Origin of the sequence: Sphingobacterium sp. UGAL515B_05 (assembly GCF_033097525.1) — a bacterium.
Lineage (GTDB): Bacteria > Bacteroidota > Bacteroidia > Sphingobacteriales > Sphingobacteriaceae > Sphingobacterium.
On the sequence record NZ_CP109907.1, the window covers coordinates 1,776,702 to 1,793,610 of the forward strand.

The window sequence follows — 16,909 nt, forward strand, 5'->3', positions numbered from 1 at the left end:
CAACTATCTTTTGATTGACATCTGAGAATTAACGCTTCTTTATCATGCCACGGTCTGGTCGTATATTAACCTCGCCTTGGTCAAGCGTGCGGTAGCCCTTTCGGCTTACTGCATTGATAGAAGCTTTGGTAGTAATACCCGGTGCAGCATCGTTCAGTGCTGTCGCTAACATCGTTTCTTTCTTGTCACCTACATCGACAAATACATAATCCGTTATATTGCTTTTGTCTGGAACCAACCCATCCCAATAGTCTGAAAAATTCGCTGAATTCTTCAAAAGAAAGGAAACAGGCCAGAAAGATACTTTGTTTTGTACAACCTGTTCGAAAAAACCTACGGGTTTACCATAAGTACGTATACCAGATGCAATAAGCTGCACTTGTAAATAAGGTTTCAACACATTAATTAACATTTCGGCTGCCGATGCTGTACGGTCACTCACCAGGAAATAGACCTTATTTAAGCTCAAATTGCTCTTGCCTTCAAACTTTGTATCCTGAAACATCCTATTGATGCTCGGCGTCGCTTTAATATAATCGTTCACCTCATAGGTTAGCATCAGCTTTCCTTTCGTAATGGCTCCCCCAATCTTATCAGCAACATAAGCAGAAGCATCCACGTAACCACCGCCATTGTAGCGCAAATCAACAATTAAACTTTTAATCTGCTGAGCCTGGAATTTATCAAAAGCTGCATCGATCTTTTGTTGATTGGCATTGTTATTCTCAATTTCTTCAAAAGACGATAAGGCAAGGTATCCAACATTATTTCCATTATAGGTATAGATAGAATCTTTATAGACGGGATCAATAGTATAGCCATTCGCGTATGCAAGATCTTTTGTTGTTGATGTTCCATCCTGATGTTTAACCTGCAATTTAAGCGTACCTGCATCTAATGCCGTATTCAACTTATTCATCATCTTGTCCCGCGCACTTGCATCATTAATCGTACAGCCAGTCGTCGTACAAGTGACAGCGATCGAGTAATCGGAATCACCGTTGACAGCTGTAATAAAATCAGAACGCTTGAAACCCGCTTTTTGCGCCGGGGACCCACCCTCTACGAAATAAATAATAGGCTGTGCAGTTTTCCCATCTTCGGTTCCCAATTGAACATAGATGCCATATCCATCGTTCGTATCCATTTTAAGCCTGCCAGAAGCAGTTGTTCCGGTATTATAACCATCTAGTCCCAGCATATAGGAAAATCGGTCGAAGACACCATTTGCGTAGGCGGCATGTGCCGGTGTCATCTTCTTCAACGCATCGAGCACCAAGTCGGCTGAACCATATTTATCCGTGAATTGAGCCGGATCGCTCGTATAATCAGGAATGGACTTGTCCCAAAGTGAATATAGTTTATAATACTTGTAGATATCATCCTTGATCAGCTGCGCTTCGGTACGCTCCACTGGTTCGGGCTCAGGCTCCGGTTTTGGGGTATCCTTTTTGCAAGAGAAGACTAATAGTCCTGTCAGTGCTATAGTGGCCAAACGTCCGGTTTGTTTTAATGGCGCTAAGTTCATAGTTGAAACATTTGTAAAACAAACATAAATAATTTAAGTCGATCTACAATAAAAAAAACACGCTGGCCTCGGGGGGAGTGCTAGCGTGTTTACTACCTATTGAAAAACATTATAATAACAATCGCAAATAAATACGGTTTTAAGAAAATAACATTTTTTAACAAATGATTTGTCAAAGAGAAGATTATTATTACATTTGCACTGTTTATAATTAATCTAAATAAATATATTTAAATACATAAACGATCATCTGATCAATCTATCATGAAAAACATAAGGTTCCATAGTATCCTCTTTCTACTCTTTATCACCTGCACGGTACAGGCACAACAATTCACAGCCTCACTAAAAGGATTTGTAAAAACTCAAACTCAACAAAGCATTGCGAGATCAACTATCCGTGTTGGGAAAATAAATTTATCGACTGATGAAAACGGATACTATGAGATCAAAAACATCAAAGAAAGAAGTATTACAATCAGCGTTTCGGCTGTAGGCTTCCAAAACTTATCAAAAACCATTGTTCTTAAAATGGGCGAGAATAGCTTAAACCTTGAGTTGACATCGGATCAAAAAGAAATTGATCAGGTCGAAGTATTTGGCCGCACCAAAGCCCAAGAGGTGAATCGACAAGCCTTTAATGTCACCGCGGTCGATGCAACAAAACTTTATAATACCACAATGGATATTTCAAGTGCCTTGGACCGTGTTGCAGGTGTACGCGTCAGAGAATCGGGTGGTGTTGGGTCTAATTTCAATTTGATGTTAAACGGCTTTAATGGTGATCAGATCCGTTATTTTATCGACGGTATTCCAATGGAGAACTTCGGGTCGGCATTTCAAATTAACAATATTCCAATCAATATCGCCGAAAGGATTGAGATTTATAAAGGTGTAGTACCTGTATGGCTCGGTTCGGATGCCTTAGGGGGGGCAGTTAATATTGTTACAGGTGACCGGATGAACAGTTATGTAGATGCAAGTTACTCATTTGGGTCCTTTAATACACACCGCACTGTGATCAATGCGGCTCATACAACAAAGAAAGGCTTATACTTCCAGTTGAATGCATTTCAAAATTATTCGGACAATAATTATAAAGTCACCGTCGACGTAGCTGACATCAATACTGGGGTTTATAAAGAAGGAGTTAAACTTAAAAGATTCCATGATACCTACCATAACGAATCGCTTATCGCGAATATCGGTGTGGTTAATAAACCTTACGCAGACAAACTCCTTTTTGGCATTGTCCTAGGGCAAAGCTATAAAGAAATACAAACAGGAGCCCGCATGGTGTCTGTCTTTGGTGGCTGGCACAATAGAGGGACCACGGTAATGCCAACATTTAAATATAAAAAGAATGACTTCCTTACCAAAGGACTTGATGTGATCGTTAATGGAAACATCAATTTGGGAAGCAACCAAAATATCGATACTGTTCATGCCCGTTTCGACTGGTATGGCAATAGAAAAAATCTCGACGGACCGGGCGGCGAACGTTCTTACTCAATGTATAAATACAAAAACAATGCTGGAGTAGCGAATGCCATTATTAATTATAAACTTTCGGAAAGACAAAGTCTATCACTGACAGACGTATTTAATACCTTCAAACGCAGCGGTCAGGATGAGGTAAACCCACAAAACGCAGCGAACGAACGCGCCCAGTTAAGTCAAAAAAATGTTCTTTCTTTTGGCTACCAATATGATATCAAAGATAGATTTAGTTTAAATGCCTTTTTGAAACATTACAATCAGCATAATGCGAGCGGCAATAACGAGTTGGAAAAGAACATTTCGAAATTAGGCTATGGGACCGCACTTTCTTATTACCTAGCCCCAACTTTACAGATCAAGGGATCTTATGAACTCACCACCAAAATGCCTACCCCAACAGAACTATTTGGTGATGTAGAAAATTACGAGGGAAATGCCAGTCTGAAACCCGAGAAAAGCAACAACATGAACTTGGGATTACTCTACGATTTCCATCTTAATCCGGACAACCGTTTCGCCTTAATAGCAAATGCTTTCTATCGTCATGCGGACAACTTTATATATCAACGGTTGAACAACAATCAGTCAAAATATGTATCGGACAATAGAGATGGCGTACAATCAATCGGAGGTGATTTAGATCTTCGCTACTCCTACAAAAGATGGTTTATGGCCGGATTAAATGCTACTTATCAATCTGTCAAGAATATGCAAAAAGTAGAGCCTGGTTACACCGGCATAAGTCCACTATACAAAAATCAGATGCCAAATATCCCTTATCTATTTGGCAATCTAGACGCGTCAGTCATTTTTCCAGAGCTTGGCGGCAAAAATAACCGTTTAAATGTTGGAGCTAACCTCCTTTATGTGCATGAGTTTTGGTTGTATTGGCCAGGCTTAGGTTCAACCGATGCAGATGCCGAGAAAAGAAAAATTCCTACACAGTTAAGTCTAGATGCCAACATCGTATACTCCATCGCAAATGGTCGATACAATATTGCTTTGGAAGGCAAAAATCTAACGGATAATCGTTTGGTCGACAATTTCAGCTTACAAAAACCAAGCCGTGGCTTCTACCTCAACTTACGTTACTTCTTTAACAAACAAAATAATTTATAAATATTTTAATCATGAAAACAAAATCTCTATTCTCCCTATTAGCAGCTGCTATTTTATTCGGATCTTGCTCCAAAAGCGAATCTTCTGGAGGCGAAAGCACTGATGGTGGCAGCAAATATATCGTTGCAGTAACTCCAATTGCAAGCACAGGCGTAGCAGACTATCTGGTTACAGCCAATAGTCTTGATGAGGGAACAGTTTCGATCCTCGGTAATGGAATCGAGCAAGACGGGACTTACCGATATTATTTGACAACTAACAACAAATTCTTCAGCTTCTTATACGGACAAGGTAATCCAGGAGCAGTAACGGCATATAATTTAACCGATGGCAAGTTAAAAAAATTGACAAATTTCCAGTCGGAAACTGTAGCAGCATTTGCAGCGGTAAAAGAAGACGTATTAATGACTAAAATGTCTAGAAATCTGGCGACACCAACACATACCTGGTACAGAGTCAACACCAATAGCCTGTCTATTGTGGGAGAAGGATCCCTGAATGCGCTGGAACTGGCCAACAATGGCGAAATTGGCTATTTCAGCTGGTTGACGCAAGTAGGCAATAAAGTATATGCCCCATTCTTTTGTATTGAGAACTCTTCGTTTACAACAAAATATCCAAACAAAGCTTGGGTTGCCGTATTCTCTTATCCCGATATGAAGCTTGAAAAAGTTTTCACAGATGAGCGTACAAGCTATATAGGTCAATACTTTACCAACGGCCTTGGTACAGTGGAAAATGGTGATATCTACGCGTTTTCAGCTGCCAATGCTAAAAAATTAATAAGTTCAACACCTTCAGTTGTAACGGAAATCTCTACAACTAATCCCTCTGCAATCTTACGTATACCTTCAGGCACGACGGAATTTGACAAAAACTATTTCTTCAATGTGGCTGAAATTTCTGGTGGTTACAACATCGTTAACTGGACCTATGTTGGCGGGAACAATTTTATCGTAAGTTCAAAGAAAAAACAATCTGATGGTACTTATAGTGCAGCGACAACAATTGCAGCTGTAAACGTCGTAGATAAAACATTTAAAATTGTATCGGGTTTACCAAAAGCAGAAGAGGTAAAATCATTTACCCAAAGAAACAACTATAGCAAGAAAGATGGCAAAACAGGCTACATTGGCGTAAACCTAACTTCTGGAGAAAGCTATGTATATAAGATCGACGCTTCGGCTGCAACAGCGACCAAAGGCTTAAAAGTTGAAGGTGGTACGATTACCGCAATCGAACACTTAGACTAGTCTTTTTTATACGGACAATCACATACCCGATATGCCAATACATAGCATATCGGGTATATGTATAAATTATTAGACCTCATTATGTACACATTTTTACTCTTGCTCGTTTTCACCGGGAGCTTTTTCTGGTACTGTTCTTCCGAAAAAGTCAATATAAAACAAGGTCCACCATCCATACTCATTCTTGTAAAAGATAAAAACCGCTCAAGGATACTGGCTATTGTCCTGCTCGGTCTCGCCTGGATATTGACCATATACTTACAAGGCATCCTTTCGGGAACGCTAGCTTTCGGTGCTTATACCATGGGATTTTTCAGCTTGATTGTACTCTTATGGCCTTACCACTACTTTCAGCGGAAACAACTGACAATTGTTTTTCTAATTGCACTTATTTTTGAAACCCTGATTTTCTAAAACATGCCAGCCAATAAAAAATACTTAAGCAGCCCACTGCAACGTGCACTCAAATTGACCGCCGGATTCTTTGGTGGTTATTTTGTGATGTTATACCTCCATCTTTGCCTAACCAAAGTATTTGATAAAACAGATATTTTGATTACAGCCTATGTTACTGGTTTTATCGCTTGGGGAATATTATTGCTTGTCGCCTTTCTTTCACGAAACGGTTGGCTGATATGGGGTATCTATTTAATCTTGATTGCTGTATTCTATAGCATCTTTATGTACCTATAACCACCTTAATCATGAATCTAAGACGTTACAACATCTATTTCAATACCCATACGATTTCAGGGATAATCATCTGCGCCATTTTGTATGTGATTTTCTTCGCTGGTTCTTTTTCATTTTTTAAAAATGAAATCAATGCCTGGCAAAAAAACGAGTCCGACAAAGGCGGAACGTACCGAAATCTTGTTTTTGATCACCTTTTGGACTCTATTGGCCAGATCAAAGAACTTAAGGGTAGGGATATTACGTTTTATATGCAACACAATGGTCATTCGAGTTATGTCAATATCGGCGCATCCCAGGATACTATAGTTGCGAACAAAGCGAAAGCAGTCGCTGCGCAAAAAGAATTGGCCGAAAAGAAACGGCTTGCGGTGACAAATAAAGGCGCAGCGGTAAAAGATGAAAAAAAGAAAAGACGTGGCCGCGGTCGAAGGGGAAATGACGATTCCATGTATTTTTCTTATGACCTGACGACGAAAAAACCTTCGGACTACAGCGATGGTTATACCATGGGTGAATTTTTGTATCGTCTCCATTTCCTTGCTCCGCTCAACCAGATCGGAATCAATATCGGGCGTCCCTTTGGTTATACGTTGGCTGGACTAGTTTCTTTTATCTTCCTATTCGCATTGATCTCCGGGCTAATGCTTCACTGGGATAAAATCAAATCCAACTTCTTTGTATTTAGGCCCGGAAACAAATGGAAAACGGTATGGACCGATATGCACACGGCACTCGGTGTGATCGGATTCCCTTACCAGTTTATGTATGCACTTACGGGGATCGTATTAATTGTGAACTCGGTACTGATTATTCCCTTTAGCAAGTACCAATACGATGGCAAAGAAGATGAGGTGTATGCTGCGCTCGGTTACAACGACAATACAAAATATACTTATTTGTATGAACCGCTCACCACAACCTTTAATATGGGCGATTTTTTGGATAGACTGGAAAAAAAATGGCCAAACAGCCATATGAACCGCATCTTTATCAAAAATTATGGCGATAAAAGCATGCATGTCGTAGCACTATACGATGCCGACATTGATAAAAACTTTGCTGGTTCGGGCAGGCTGATCTATCGCGTGGCTGACAACAAGATCCTCTTTGAAAAATCTGCCGCAGAAAATGGCTCTTATCTGGATTATATGAAGGGTTTCATTTACCGTCTGCATCTGGCAGATTTTGGAGGCTATCCCGTCAAAATTATTTATTTTGTCTTAGGTATCATGGGTTGTTTTGTCATCATTTCGGGCATCCTAATCTGGCTGGTGGCACGTGACAAAAATAATATCCCAAAGCGCAAACGTGTCTTTAACTTTTGGGCAGCCAATGTATTTATGGCCAGCTGTCTAACGATGTTTCCCGTCACCGCAGGAACTTTTATCGCCGTTAAGCTTGCGACTAAAGTAGACCAGCCCTTTATATTTCATGTCTATTTTTATAGCTGGCTAGTATTAGGTGTTTTTTATATCATCCGCCGTAACATAGGGAAAACAAACTTAGAAACACTCTTACTCGGCTCGGTATTGGCTTTAGCAGTACCTATTGTGAATGGGATAAAAACGGGTAACTGGATATGGGAAACTTATCGCTCAGGCGCGAATGACATTTTACTGGTGGACCTTCTTTGGTTGTCTTTAGGAATCATCGGCCTACTCATCTTTACAAAGATGTTACAAACGACAAAAAAGGAAAATGCGAATGGCAAAAAAGTTACTGGAGCAACTAACAAAAACCATACGAAGTCGGGCAATAGCAGCGATGGCGACAGTAAAACAGGTACAGGTAGTCCATTGCCGCCTAAGAGAGCGTTCGCCCTAAAAAACAAACCTGCGACAGAGATCTAAAATTCGTTGTTCATATTCGCAAATGGCGGGCCTAAAAGCTCGCCTTTGCTATTTTATGCGATCTCCTCTCTTTAATACCGGTATTTCTCCTTCCATTTATCCCGTAAACTTTGTCTTAATTTTTCCTCCTGCGAATTTTGCCCTGGTTCATACAATTTGACACCGCTGATTTCTTTGGGCAGAAATTCCTGAACGACAAAGTTTCCCGGATAAGCATGTGCATATTTGTATTCGGCACCATAATTTAAATCCTTCATCAGTTTGGTCGGCGCATTACGGATATGCAAGGGTACTGATAGATCGCCCGTTTGTTTCACCAAAGCCTGTGCCTTATTGATTGCTTCGTAGGAAGCGTTGCTCTTGACAGAAGTCGCCAGATAGATCACCGTTTGCGAAAGAATAATACGTGATTCGGGCCACCCGATAACATTGACCGCCTGAAAACAATTGTTGGCCAGCAACAAGGCATTCGGATTGGCATTGCCAATATCTTCAGAAGCCAAAATCAACAATCTCCGCGCAATAAAGGACGGATCCTCCCCGCCTTCGATCATCCGTGCAAGCCAATAGACTGCTGCATTTGGATCAGACCCACGGATGGACTTAATAAAGGCCGATATAATATCGTAATGCTGCTCGCCTGCTTTGTCATAAATGGCCATATTTTGCTGTACCTGTTTCAGTACAAACGCATTCGTAATGGGCTCTTTATGTAATACCGCTGCATTAACGACCAGCTCAAGTACATTCAACAATTTACGTGCATCGCCACCGGACAGCCGCAACAAGGCCTCATATTCTTCTACAACAATAGCTTGTTTTTGCAGGTATTCATCTTCATGTAATGCTTTTTGAATTAATCCAATAAGATCTTCTTCCGAAAGATGTTCCAATACATACACTTGGCAACGCGAGAGCAAGGCAGAAATCACTTCGAACGAGGGGTTTTCTGTTGTTGCACCAATCAGTGTCACCAGCCCGCGTTCAACAGCCCCTAAAAGCGAATCCTGCTGCGATTTGGAAAAACGGTGAATTTCATCAATAAATAAAATGGGCTGATCTTGGTTGAAGTTCATCAGCCGCTCGGCTTTTTCGATGACTTCACGAATATCTTTCACCCCTGCCTGAATTGCACTTAATGAAAAGAAGGGCCGGTCCAGCTCCCTTGCGATCAGCAAGGCCAAACTTGTTTTTCCGACACCTGGAGGTCCCCACAGGATCATAGATGGAATATTCTTCTGCTGGATTGCATGATAGAGTACTGCATCTGGCCCCACAATATGTTGTTGTCCCACGTAATCGCTCAATTGCCGTGGTCTAAGTCGTTCTGCTAATGGAATTCGTGTCGCCATAACACAAAGTTAAAAATTAAACGGCACAGCGACTAAATATTTTAGCTTTATTCATTCAAAGTCTTCCATGGAGAGTTCTGCAAAGCAATAAGCATCAAGCTTTCAAAAGCATAATTATGAGGGGCATCATTCGCCATTCGATATTACTTTAACATTTTTTCACACAATTTTTCGTCATATTTGCTCTATTATATATGTAAATTGCTTTTGGCAGCGCATAACCGAGCTTGCAAGTTTATCCGAAAGAGCAATAGTTTGCTCAAAATGCCATATAGCTAAGTTTATAAAAAACGTTAAATATGACGTAATCATTTATGAGAATGACAAAATACTGGATTTCTATATTTTCCACCCTGACCATATTGATGAATGTCCCCAGTCAGGTTGTGGCACAAAGCGCCGATAAGGATTATACCGGTGCGATAAAAAAATATGACCCCTCGTTTAAGGGTATTGGTCCGGAGGTTTATTTTTTACCGCCGCCCAAAACAGCCAACGAAATACTGGCGGAGAATTATGCCGACAAGAAGTCTTTCAGCAAAGAAATTGCCAGGAAACTCCTGCTCCAACGACTGCTTTTACAGCTACGGAGCACCAATAATTTGGGGCATTTTCAATATTTGATGAATCCCATGCCTACGGCGGCAGATAACTGGAATAGCGCTATAGAGGCACAAACGAAGGCTGAAAACTGGATTGCGGGTTATGCTCTTGCCAATGAAGCAGCCTTATTTTCAATTAAAAATAGCGATAGCAGCAACGCCTCAAAATTTCTATATCAGGCGCTTTCCTTGGCAAACCGGACAGATAACAGAGATGATATCGCGACCATAAATATGAACATCAGCAATTTCCAGCTGTATAGTGGAGACTTTGTACGCGCCGAAGAGAGCGCACAAAATTACCATACCTACGCGATGAAGAGCAAAAGCTATGCAGAGCAAGCCAACGCCTGGCTTTTAATTGCTATGGCACGAGCCGGCCAAGGAAATTATAAAGCTGCCGAAAATAATATTATCCGCAGTGCGATCCCTTTATTCAATAAGGCCAAAGCCTATGAAGGAAAAATCTTTGCATGGGAAATGCTTGCTGAAATTTATTTTAAGCAAAATAAATTTACCGAGGCGCAGTGGTTTTTATTACAAGCCCGCGACTTGGCCAATGCAAAAAAATTAAGTAGCGAGCTTGCTGAAATTGAATATTTACTAGCTTCCTCCAAACAAAAAGATGGTAACTATAAGGTTGCAATCAAAGAATTTGTGCAGGCGGCAGAACTAGCTTCAGATGAAAATAACAAACAACTGTCGCTCGCTATATTGGATAAACTTGGCGAGGTGTATCTTGTGCTAAAAGATTATCCGTCGGCTGATCAGACCTACAAGGCCTATACGCAGCTAAAAAATGAATTGTACAATTGAAACATTTAAAACAATCTACCCCTTCTAGTGGTCTGTTGAAAGAGCAGTCTACAAAGAGATTTTAAGCTTTTTGTCAATATTGAAGGATAAATCAAATAAATTTTTAGATTCTGCGATAATGTGCTACGAATTTCACTAAATTTAGCACGCTTATCAATAAGAGCTGAATATTTTTTAAATAAAAATGATTATTAAAACCGTCGAAAATATGTTTAGGAAACTCATATTTGCACTTTTTGTTGTATCCATTGTTTCTTGTGGCTCAAAACCACGGGTAGCGCTTCCTGATGATGGAGGGCTTAAACCGAGCACGCAACATCAGATTATTGCTAAAGAAGTCTCTGGATTATTGGAAAATGCGAGCTACAAAAAGGTCAAAATGAATGATTCGATATCGGGCATCATATACGATAATCTGATCAAAAGTTTGGATCAAGGAAAAAATTACTTACTTCAATCGGATATTGATGAATTTCAAGCGTACAGAAACAATCTTGCGCAGGATATCAAAAATGGAGATCTTTCGGCCGCATTCCATATTTTTAATGTCTATTCAAAGAGATACCTGGACAGAATGCAATATGCGCTTTCAGAAATCGACAAGAAACAGGATTATACAAAAGATGAGTATTACCAACCTAATCGTGAAAAACTGGGCTGGTTTAAAACTGCTGATGAAGCGAACGACCAATGGCGTAAACGCGTAAAATACGACCTCCTGAACTTAGAAACTGCCAGTGGAAAATCTACGGATAGTGCGAAGACCAAACAGGTGGAAACACTAAAAAAACGTTATGTTAATTTGATCTCGCAGGCGAAGAAAACCAATGCCAACGATGCTTTTCAAGTGGTCATGCAAGCATTGACCGATGCTGTTGATCCACATACCTCCTATTTTAACCCATCCTTTGCCCAGGCATTCAATGAAGGAATGGCCAATACGTTTGAAGGCATCGGAGCAAGACTTGTCGTCGACAACGAAGCTGTAAGCATCTTCGAAATTATCCCGGGTGGCCCAATATTCAAAGACAAGAGCATTCACGTCAATGATAAGATCATTGCAGTGGCTCAAGGAAAAGATGGTGAATTTGAAGACATTATTGGTTGGAGACTTGATGCTGCGGTAGCAAAAATCAAGGGGCCAAAAGGAACCATTGTTCGCCTGAAAATTATACCTGCTGGTCAGCCAATGAACTCTCATCCGCGCATTGTCTCTTTAGTACGTGAGAAAATCGTCGTTGAAGAAGAGTCTGCAAAGAAAGAGATTATGAACGTCAAAGGCGCCGATGGAAAAACCTACAAAGTAGGTATCATCAATATTCCGAAGTTCTACATGGATTTTGAAGCGTACAGAAGACGCGATCCAAACTATAAGAGCACAACGAGAGACGTTAGATTAATCTTAGATACCTTGAAACAGGAGAAAGTAGATGCTGTTGTCATCGACTTGCGATTCAATGGTGGTGGATCCTTACCTGAAGCAATTGATCTAACTGGTTTATTTATCGATAAAGGCCCAGTTGTACAAGTAAGAGACACAAAAAATAACATCGATGTCGAAGAAGATAAAAATGCCGGCGTATCCTGGGATGGCCCATTAGGTATTATGATCAACCGCTTCTCGGCTTCGGCTTCTGAAATCTTTGCCGGTGCTATCCAAGATTACGGAAGAGGTATTATCTTAGGCTCTCAAAGTTATGGCAAAGGAACCGTGCAATCGGCGATCGACATGTCACGCGTTATCAGTCCGACCAGCCGCTTACTCCTAAAAGCCTCAGGTGAAAAAGATCCAGATACCCCAGAAGGTGCTCCTCAATATGGACAGATCAATATTACATTGGGTAAATTTTATCGTGTAAACGGTAGCAGTACACAACATAAAGGGGTTACACCTGATATCGTATTCCCTTCCCAGTTCTCCGCAGAGAAATTTGGCGAGAGCTCAGAAAAATCAGCACTCCCTTGGGATCAAATCCAATCGAGCAACTTCAAAAAAGTAGCTGACCTAAGTACTGTTGACAAAAAATTAGAAGCGATGCATGAAGCACGTATTAAAAACTCATTGGAATATAAGTATCTGAAAGAGGATATTGAAGAAGCTCAAAAAGATGAGGATGTTAAAATTCCATTGGAACTCAACAAATTCAAAAAAGAAAAAGATGACAACCTCAAGAAAAATAGAGACCGCATCAACGCTTTATTGAAATTGCAGGGTAAACCAGCATGGGAGGAAGGCAAGTCCCAACCTAAAATCGATCTTGACTTTGTGAAAGATGAAAGTGCCAAAGTGATGACCGATTATATCATCAATTTTGGAACTAAAAAATAGAAGATCGCTTCTTCTCAAAAAAGGCAACCGTAATCGCGGTTGCCTTTTTTTATGATACTCATCACAATAGGATGGGTTTAACATTAAATTCACGTTTTCTTTGTAACTTATCGCTACATTCATTGTTTTAGTAATATACCGGTACTGCTTGAAGTCCGAATGATTCCCATAGCTCATACGCTAAAGATTTTGCAGGACAGGATGCACCAACCAGGTTATAGAAGTTAAACGTATAAAAAAGAACATCATGAAACGTATCCTCCTGTTAACTGACTTTTCAGAAAATGCGCTACTAGCAGCAAAACAAGTTGCCCTATGTACAGAAGCCTGGAAAACGCAAAAGGTTATTGTCTACCATACTTACAATAGTGTCACCATTGTCAATAACGAACCTATTGTTATCGTCAATGATGAAGTGAAAGAGAGCAAAGAAAAGGAACTCATAGCATGGTTTGATCAAATTAGACTATTGTTTCCACCGCAAGTAGAATTATCTCATCAGATGGAAGATGTTGATCTGCCAATGGGAGTCAATGACATGTGTAAATCCCAGCATATTGACCTTGTCGCCTTGGGTATCACCGGACAAACAGGTTTCGCAAAGATCCTGGTCGGTAGCAATGCCATTACATTGATGGATATCTGCAATAAGCCTATGCTGATCGTTTCCCATAAGGTAAATCCTGCCGTCCCCAAAAATGTGTTGGCGACAACAGATCTCAAAGAAGTCGATCGAAAGCTTGATTTATTCAATTTAGATCAGGTGTTGGAAACCTTCGACGCACAACTTTATGTATTGAATGTCGCTAAAAAAGAGGGCTCTGCAGCCGATCTAGCACAGGAACTAAAGCACCTCCATGAACGCCTGGACAAATATCATCCGATTTATGACTACATCAGCCATGATGATATTGCACTAGGTATTGAAGAATATGCCAAAGAGAAACATATTGATCTCATACTTTCATTCCATAAAAAGCAAGGCCTATTAGCGAGCCTATTCAAAACGAGCATATCTAAGAAGATAGCCTGGAATGGCGCGGCCAACTTACTGGTTATTCCGATGGATAGATCGTAGAAACTTTTATGGTTTCGCAGGAGCGCTCCATTGATGTTGGTGAACCAAAGATCTATTTGAACGAATAGGAACAGACTAAGCAGAAAAAATAGCAAAGCCGCAATCTATCCTTAATTGCGGCTTTTTTGTGGTATCGTTCTTCCTCCTGGAAATCTCTTACCGGGAAGTCTTTTATTTCTTGTCAACCGAATGTTTACCCGGTCCAATAAGGATAAGTCCTAGAAACACAAAGCAAAGCTCAATTGCATGTGATGCTCCAGAGATACCGTCTCCTTTAGAAAGATGCATTAATCCAGCAATGACCATCGTAAAAGCAAGCAATAATGCCGCAGGTCGGAAAAAGAGTCCCAGCAGTAAAAATAGCCCCCCAACAGTTTCGGTTGCGGCAGCCATAAAACCCCAAAATGTAGGCATAAAATGAATACCAATATTACCCATTGATTTTCCGACACCTGCCCAGAGCTCAGGACCGCCCTGTAACTTGGGCAGACCATGCATGATCATCATCACCCCCAGTCCGACACGTAGTATCAACAGTCCTGTATCCCGATATTTACCCAATGAATTCCAAATTGCCATAAAAAACGTTTAATTTATTAAAACTTAAATTACCGATCTCCCTAAATTAATGAAATTATTTAGATTGAGCAGATATTAACAGCTTCGGTTTTCATAAAAACTATTGCATTTATAATACTTAATGTGTAATTTAAAGGCTATAGACCCGATTATAACGCGATGAATCTCAACATATATCCTGTCTAAGAACGTGTAAAAACACCTTAGCCAAGGGTTATGGACAAACAAATAACGAAAAAGGATGAAAAATCTACTCTTGTTAACAGACTTTTCGGACAATGCCTATGCTGCTGCGCGATATGCCGCGCAATTGGCTCCGCTCTGGGGAATTGAAAAGGTTGTCTTATACCATACATACGAAGTAATCCCTACCGTGGGAACCGAACCTGTTGTCATAAGCAATTCAGAAATCTTGGAAGAAAAGCAAAAGGATCTCAATACCTGGCAGCAGGAACTGATGTTACTTTTCCCTGATGGCATTGCCTGGAAATCAGTTCTTGAGGAATACGAGCTTAGCTACGGCGTAAACCGCACCTGTGCTGAGGAGGACATTGACCTTGTCATCGTCGGGACAGCTGGTAAAAGCGGCTTAAAAAAGCTACTCCTTGGTAGCAATACCCTCAAGCTGATCGAAAATTGTCACACACCATTGCTGGTGGTCCCCGCACGGGCAGAATTTCGGGTACCCAAAAAGATGTTGATCGCCACCAATCTCAAAGAGGTAAAACTGAAATTAAACCGTCTTTTGGTTAATGCCGCAGAAGTCTTACGTAAAAGTGAGGTCTATGTGGTTCATGTGACCAAAGAAGACCCTGCAAATAAGGCGGTAAATGCCGAAATAACAGCCATGCAAGATTTACTGGCGCCTTATCATCCCATCTATAGTTATATCCTCAATGCAGACATTGCTTCTGGAATCAACCAATACATCAACGAAAATCATATCGACATGATGGTCACTTTCCATCGGGACAAGGGCTTATTAAGCAGAATATTCAATACAAGTATAGCGCAGAAGATGGCTTGGAAAAGCCATGCTGCGATGATGGTCATCCCCGTACATTCGGGTTAATCAAGATATATGGTCTGGAAAAGTTCTGTTCAGTTTCCCCTACAAATAGGTTAACTGAACAGAATTATCGGTAGTTTCCAATGTTACTCTTCGGCCAAATACAAGGGCATGATTGTCATCAATATGCCCGGCAGGGTAGCCAAAAGCCACCGGAAAATCATATTCTTTCACTTTATCCCACACAATTTCTTCAACACTTTGCCCAAAAGTAGGATCATTGTCTTTCATGGCAGAGAACCCTCCCACAATCAGACCTTTTAATTTTTTTAGTTTTCCTGCGCGTTTCAACGCCCATAACATTCTGTCTATGGAATAATAGGCTTCACCGACGTCTTCAATAAATAAAATTTTATTCTTGTAATTGACATCCGAATCCGACGCAAGTACAGACAATAAAATCGCCAAATTTCCACCGACCAATTTGCCTTCGCCTTTACCCGCGCGGTTGGGAAATAAGGTTTGCTCATAGGTAAAGTCCATATTATGACCGAACAATGCATTTCTTAAGGTTTCAAGAGAGGCTTTTGTCCCGGTTTCAAAGGATTTGGGCATCTGTCCATGTATTGTTGCAATTTTATAGTTGCGTTGAATATGACTATGCAATACGGTAATATCACTAAAGCCCACCAACCATTTGGGATTCTTTTCAAAGCTTGAAAAATCTATCTGATCGACAATACGAACACAACCGTAACCCCCGCGCGCGGCAAAAACAGCTTTAATCGACGGATCATCCAGTGCCCACTGCAGATCTGCTGCCCGCAACTTGTCATCGCCGGCAAACTGATGGAACGATGTCCCGACGGTTTTCCCGACCACAACTTCCAGTCCCCAGCTCTCCAATGTTTTTATGCCTACATCAATAGATCCACGAATAAAACTCGCAGGGCATACAATAGCGACTTTATCGCCTTCTTTCAGAAAATCAGGTATTTTGGACATATTTTTTATTGCTAATGATCAAACAAAATCGCCTCCTCACGATAGAGTCCGATGATAAATTTACTTGATATATGGTGCTTATATGTACAAATAAACGTAAATTTATCTAAGTTTTCTACCGCTATTTTGAATAATATTTCTACGATAACAAGCAATTAAACAGTAGCGCATTTTGATCAGATTGCAACAACCC

Annotated in this window: 13 protein-coding genes; 9 read left to right on the forward strand and 4 right to left on the reverse strand. The window is 40.6% G+C overall.

All coding sequences use genetic code 11. From position 1 onward, the window contains the following. Positions 1–28: 28 nt before the first annotated feature. Entirely contained in the window at positions 29–1,528 is a 1,500-nt protein-coding gene (locus OK025_RS07160) for a S41 family peptidase (RefSeq protein WP_317668905.1), read from the reverse strand. A 264-nt stretch (positions 1,529–1,792) separates the two neighbouring features. Here OK025_RS07160 and OK025_RS07165 point away from each other — a divergent pair, with 264 nt between their 5' ends. From OK025_RS07165 to OK025_RS07185, 5 genes are read left to right on the forward strand one after another with little or no spacing between them, the layout of a single operon-like run. Continuing rightward, positions 1,793–4,147 carry a TonB-dependent receptor plug domain-containing protein gene (locus OK025_RS07165; RefSeq protein ID WP_317668906.1) on the forward strand — a complete coding sequence of 785 codons (2,355 nt, stop codon included), beginning with the start codon at positions 1,793–1,795 and terminating at the stop codon, positions 4,145–4,147. Between the two features lie 11 nt (positions 4,148–4,158). Then, positions 4,159–5,400 carry a DUF4374 domain-containing protein gene (locus OK025_RS07170; protein WP_317668907.1) on the forward strand — a complete coding sequence of 414 codons (1,242 nt, stop codon included), beginning with the start codon at positions 4,159–4,161 and terminating at the stop codon, positions 5,398–5,400. Between the two features lie 57 nt (positions 5,401–5,457). Then, positions 5,458–5,814, forward strand: coding sequence for a hypothetical protein (locus OK025_RS07175; protein ID WP_317668908.1), 357 nt, complete (start codon positions 5,458–5,460; stop codon positions 5,812–5,814). Between the two features lie 3 nt (positions 5,815–5,817). Next, on the forward strand, positions 5,818–6,093 hold the full coding sequence (locus tag OK025_RS07180; protein ID WP_317668909.1) for a hypothetical protein: 276 nt from the start codon (positions 5,818–5,820) through the stop codon (positions 6,091–6,093). Positions 6,094–6,104: 11 nt separating this feature from the next. Then, a complete protein-coding gene (locus tag OK025_RS07185) occupies positions 6,105–7,946 on the forward strand; it encodes a PepSY-associated TM helix domain-containing protein (RefSeq protein WP_317668910.1) in 1,842 nt (613 codons plus the stop codon). A gap of 71 nt (positions 7,947–8,017) precedes the next feature. Here OK025_RS07185 and OK025_RS07190 read toward each other — a convergent pair whose 3' ends face one another. Beyond that, positions 8,018–9,298: a replication-associated recombination protein A gene (locus tag OK025_RS07190; protein WP_317668911.1), complete on the reverse strand. Its 1,281-nt coding sequence runs from the start codon at positions 9,296–9,298 to the stop codon at positions 8,018–8,020. A 314-nt stretch (positions 9,299–9,612) separates the two neighbouring features. Here OK025_RS07190 and OK025_RS07195 point away from each other — a divergent pair, with 314 nt between their 5' ends. From OK025_RS07195 to OK025_RS07205, 3 genes are all read left to right on the forward strand, one after another. Beyond that, complete coding sequence (locus OK025_RS07195; RefSeq protein WP_317668912.1) at positions 9,613–10,716, forward strand: tetratricopeptide repeat protein; 1,104 nt, start codon at positions 9,613–9,615, stop codon at positions 10,714–10,716. 208 nt (positions 10,717–10,924) lie between these two features. Further along, positions 10,925–13,045, forward strand: coding sequence for a carboxy terminal-processing peptidase (locus OK025_RS07200; protein ID WP_317668913.1), 2,121 nt, complete (start codon positions 10,925–10,927; stop codon positions 13,043–13,045). A gap of 247 nt (positions 13,046–13,292) precedes the next feature. Beyond that, positions 13,293–14,123: a universal stress protein gene (locus OK025_RS07205; protein WP_317668914.1), complete on the forward strand. Its 831-nt coding sequence runs from the start codon at positions 13,293–13,295 to the stop codon at positions 14,121–14,123. Between the two features lie 171 nt (positions 14,124–14,294). On the opposite strand, the gene OK025_RS07210 is transcribed toward OK025_RS07205, so the two are convergent. Next, the gene (locus tag OK025_RS07210; protein WP_046673771.1) at positions 14,295–14,702 is read right to left on the reverse strand and encodes a DoxX family protein; all 408 of its coding nucleotides are present in this window, start codon (positions 14,700–14,702) and stop codon (positions 14,295–14,297) included. A 241-nt stretch (positions 14,703–14,943) separates the two neighbouring features. Here OK025_RS07210 and OK025_RS07215 point away from each other — a divergent pair, with 241 nt between their 5' ends. Continuing rightward, the gene (locus OK025_RS07215; protein ID WP_317668915.1) at positions 14,944–15,774 is read left to right on the forward strand and encodes a universal stress protein; all 831 of its coding nucleotides are present in this window, start codon (positions 14,944–14,946) and stop codon (positions 15,772–15,774) included. Positions 15,775–15,813: 39 nt separating this feature from the next. Here OK025_RS07215 and OK025_RS07220 read toward each other — a convergent pair whose 3' ends face one another. Continuing rightward, positions 15,814–16,716: an LD-carboxypeptidase gene (locus tag OK025_RS07220; RefSeq protein WP_317668916.1), complete on the reverse strand. Its 903-nt coding sequence runs from the start codon at positions 16,714–16,716 to the stop codon at positions 15,814–15,816. Positions 16,717–16,909: the final 193 nt, after the last annotated feature.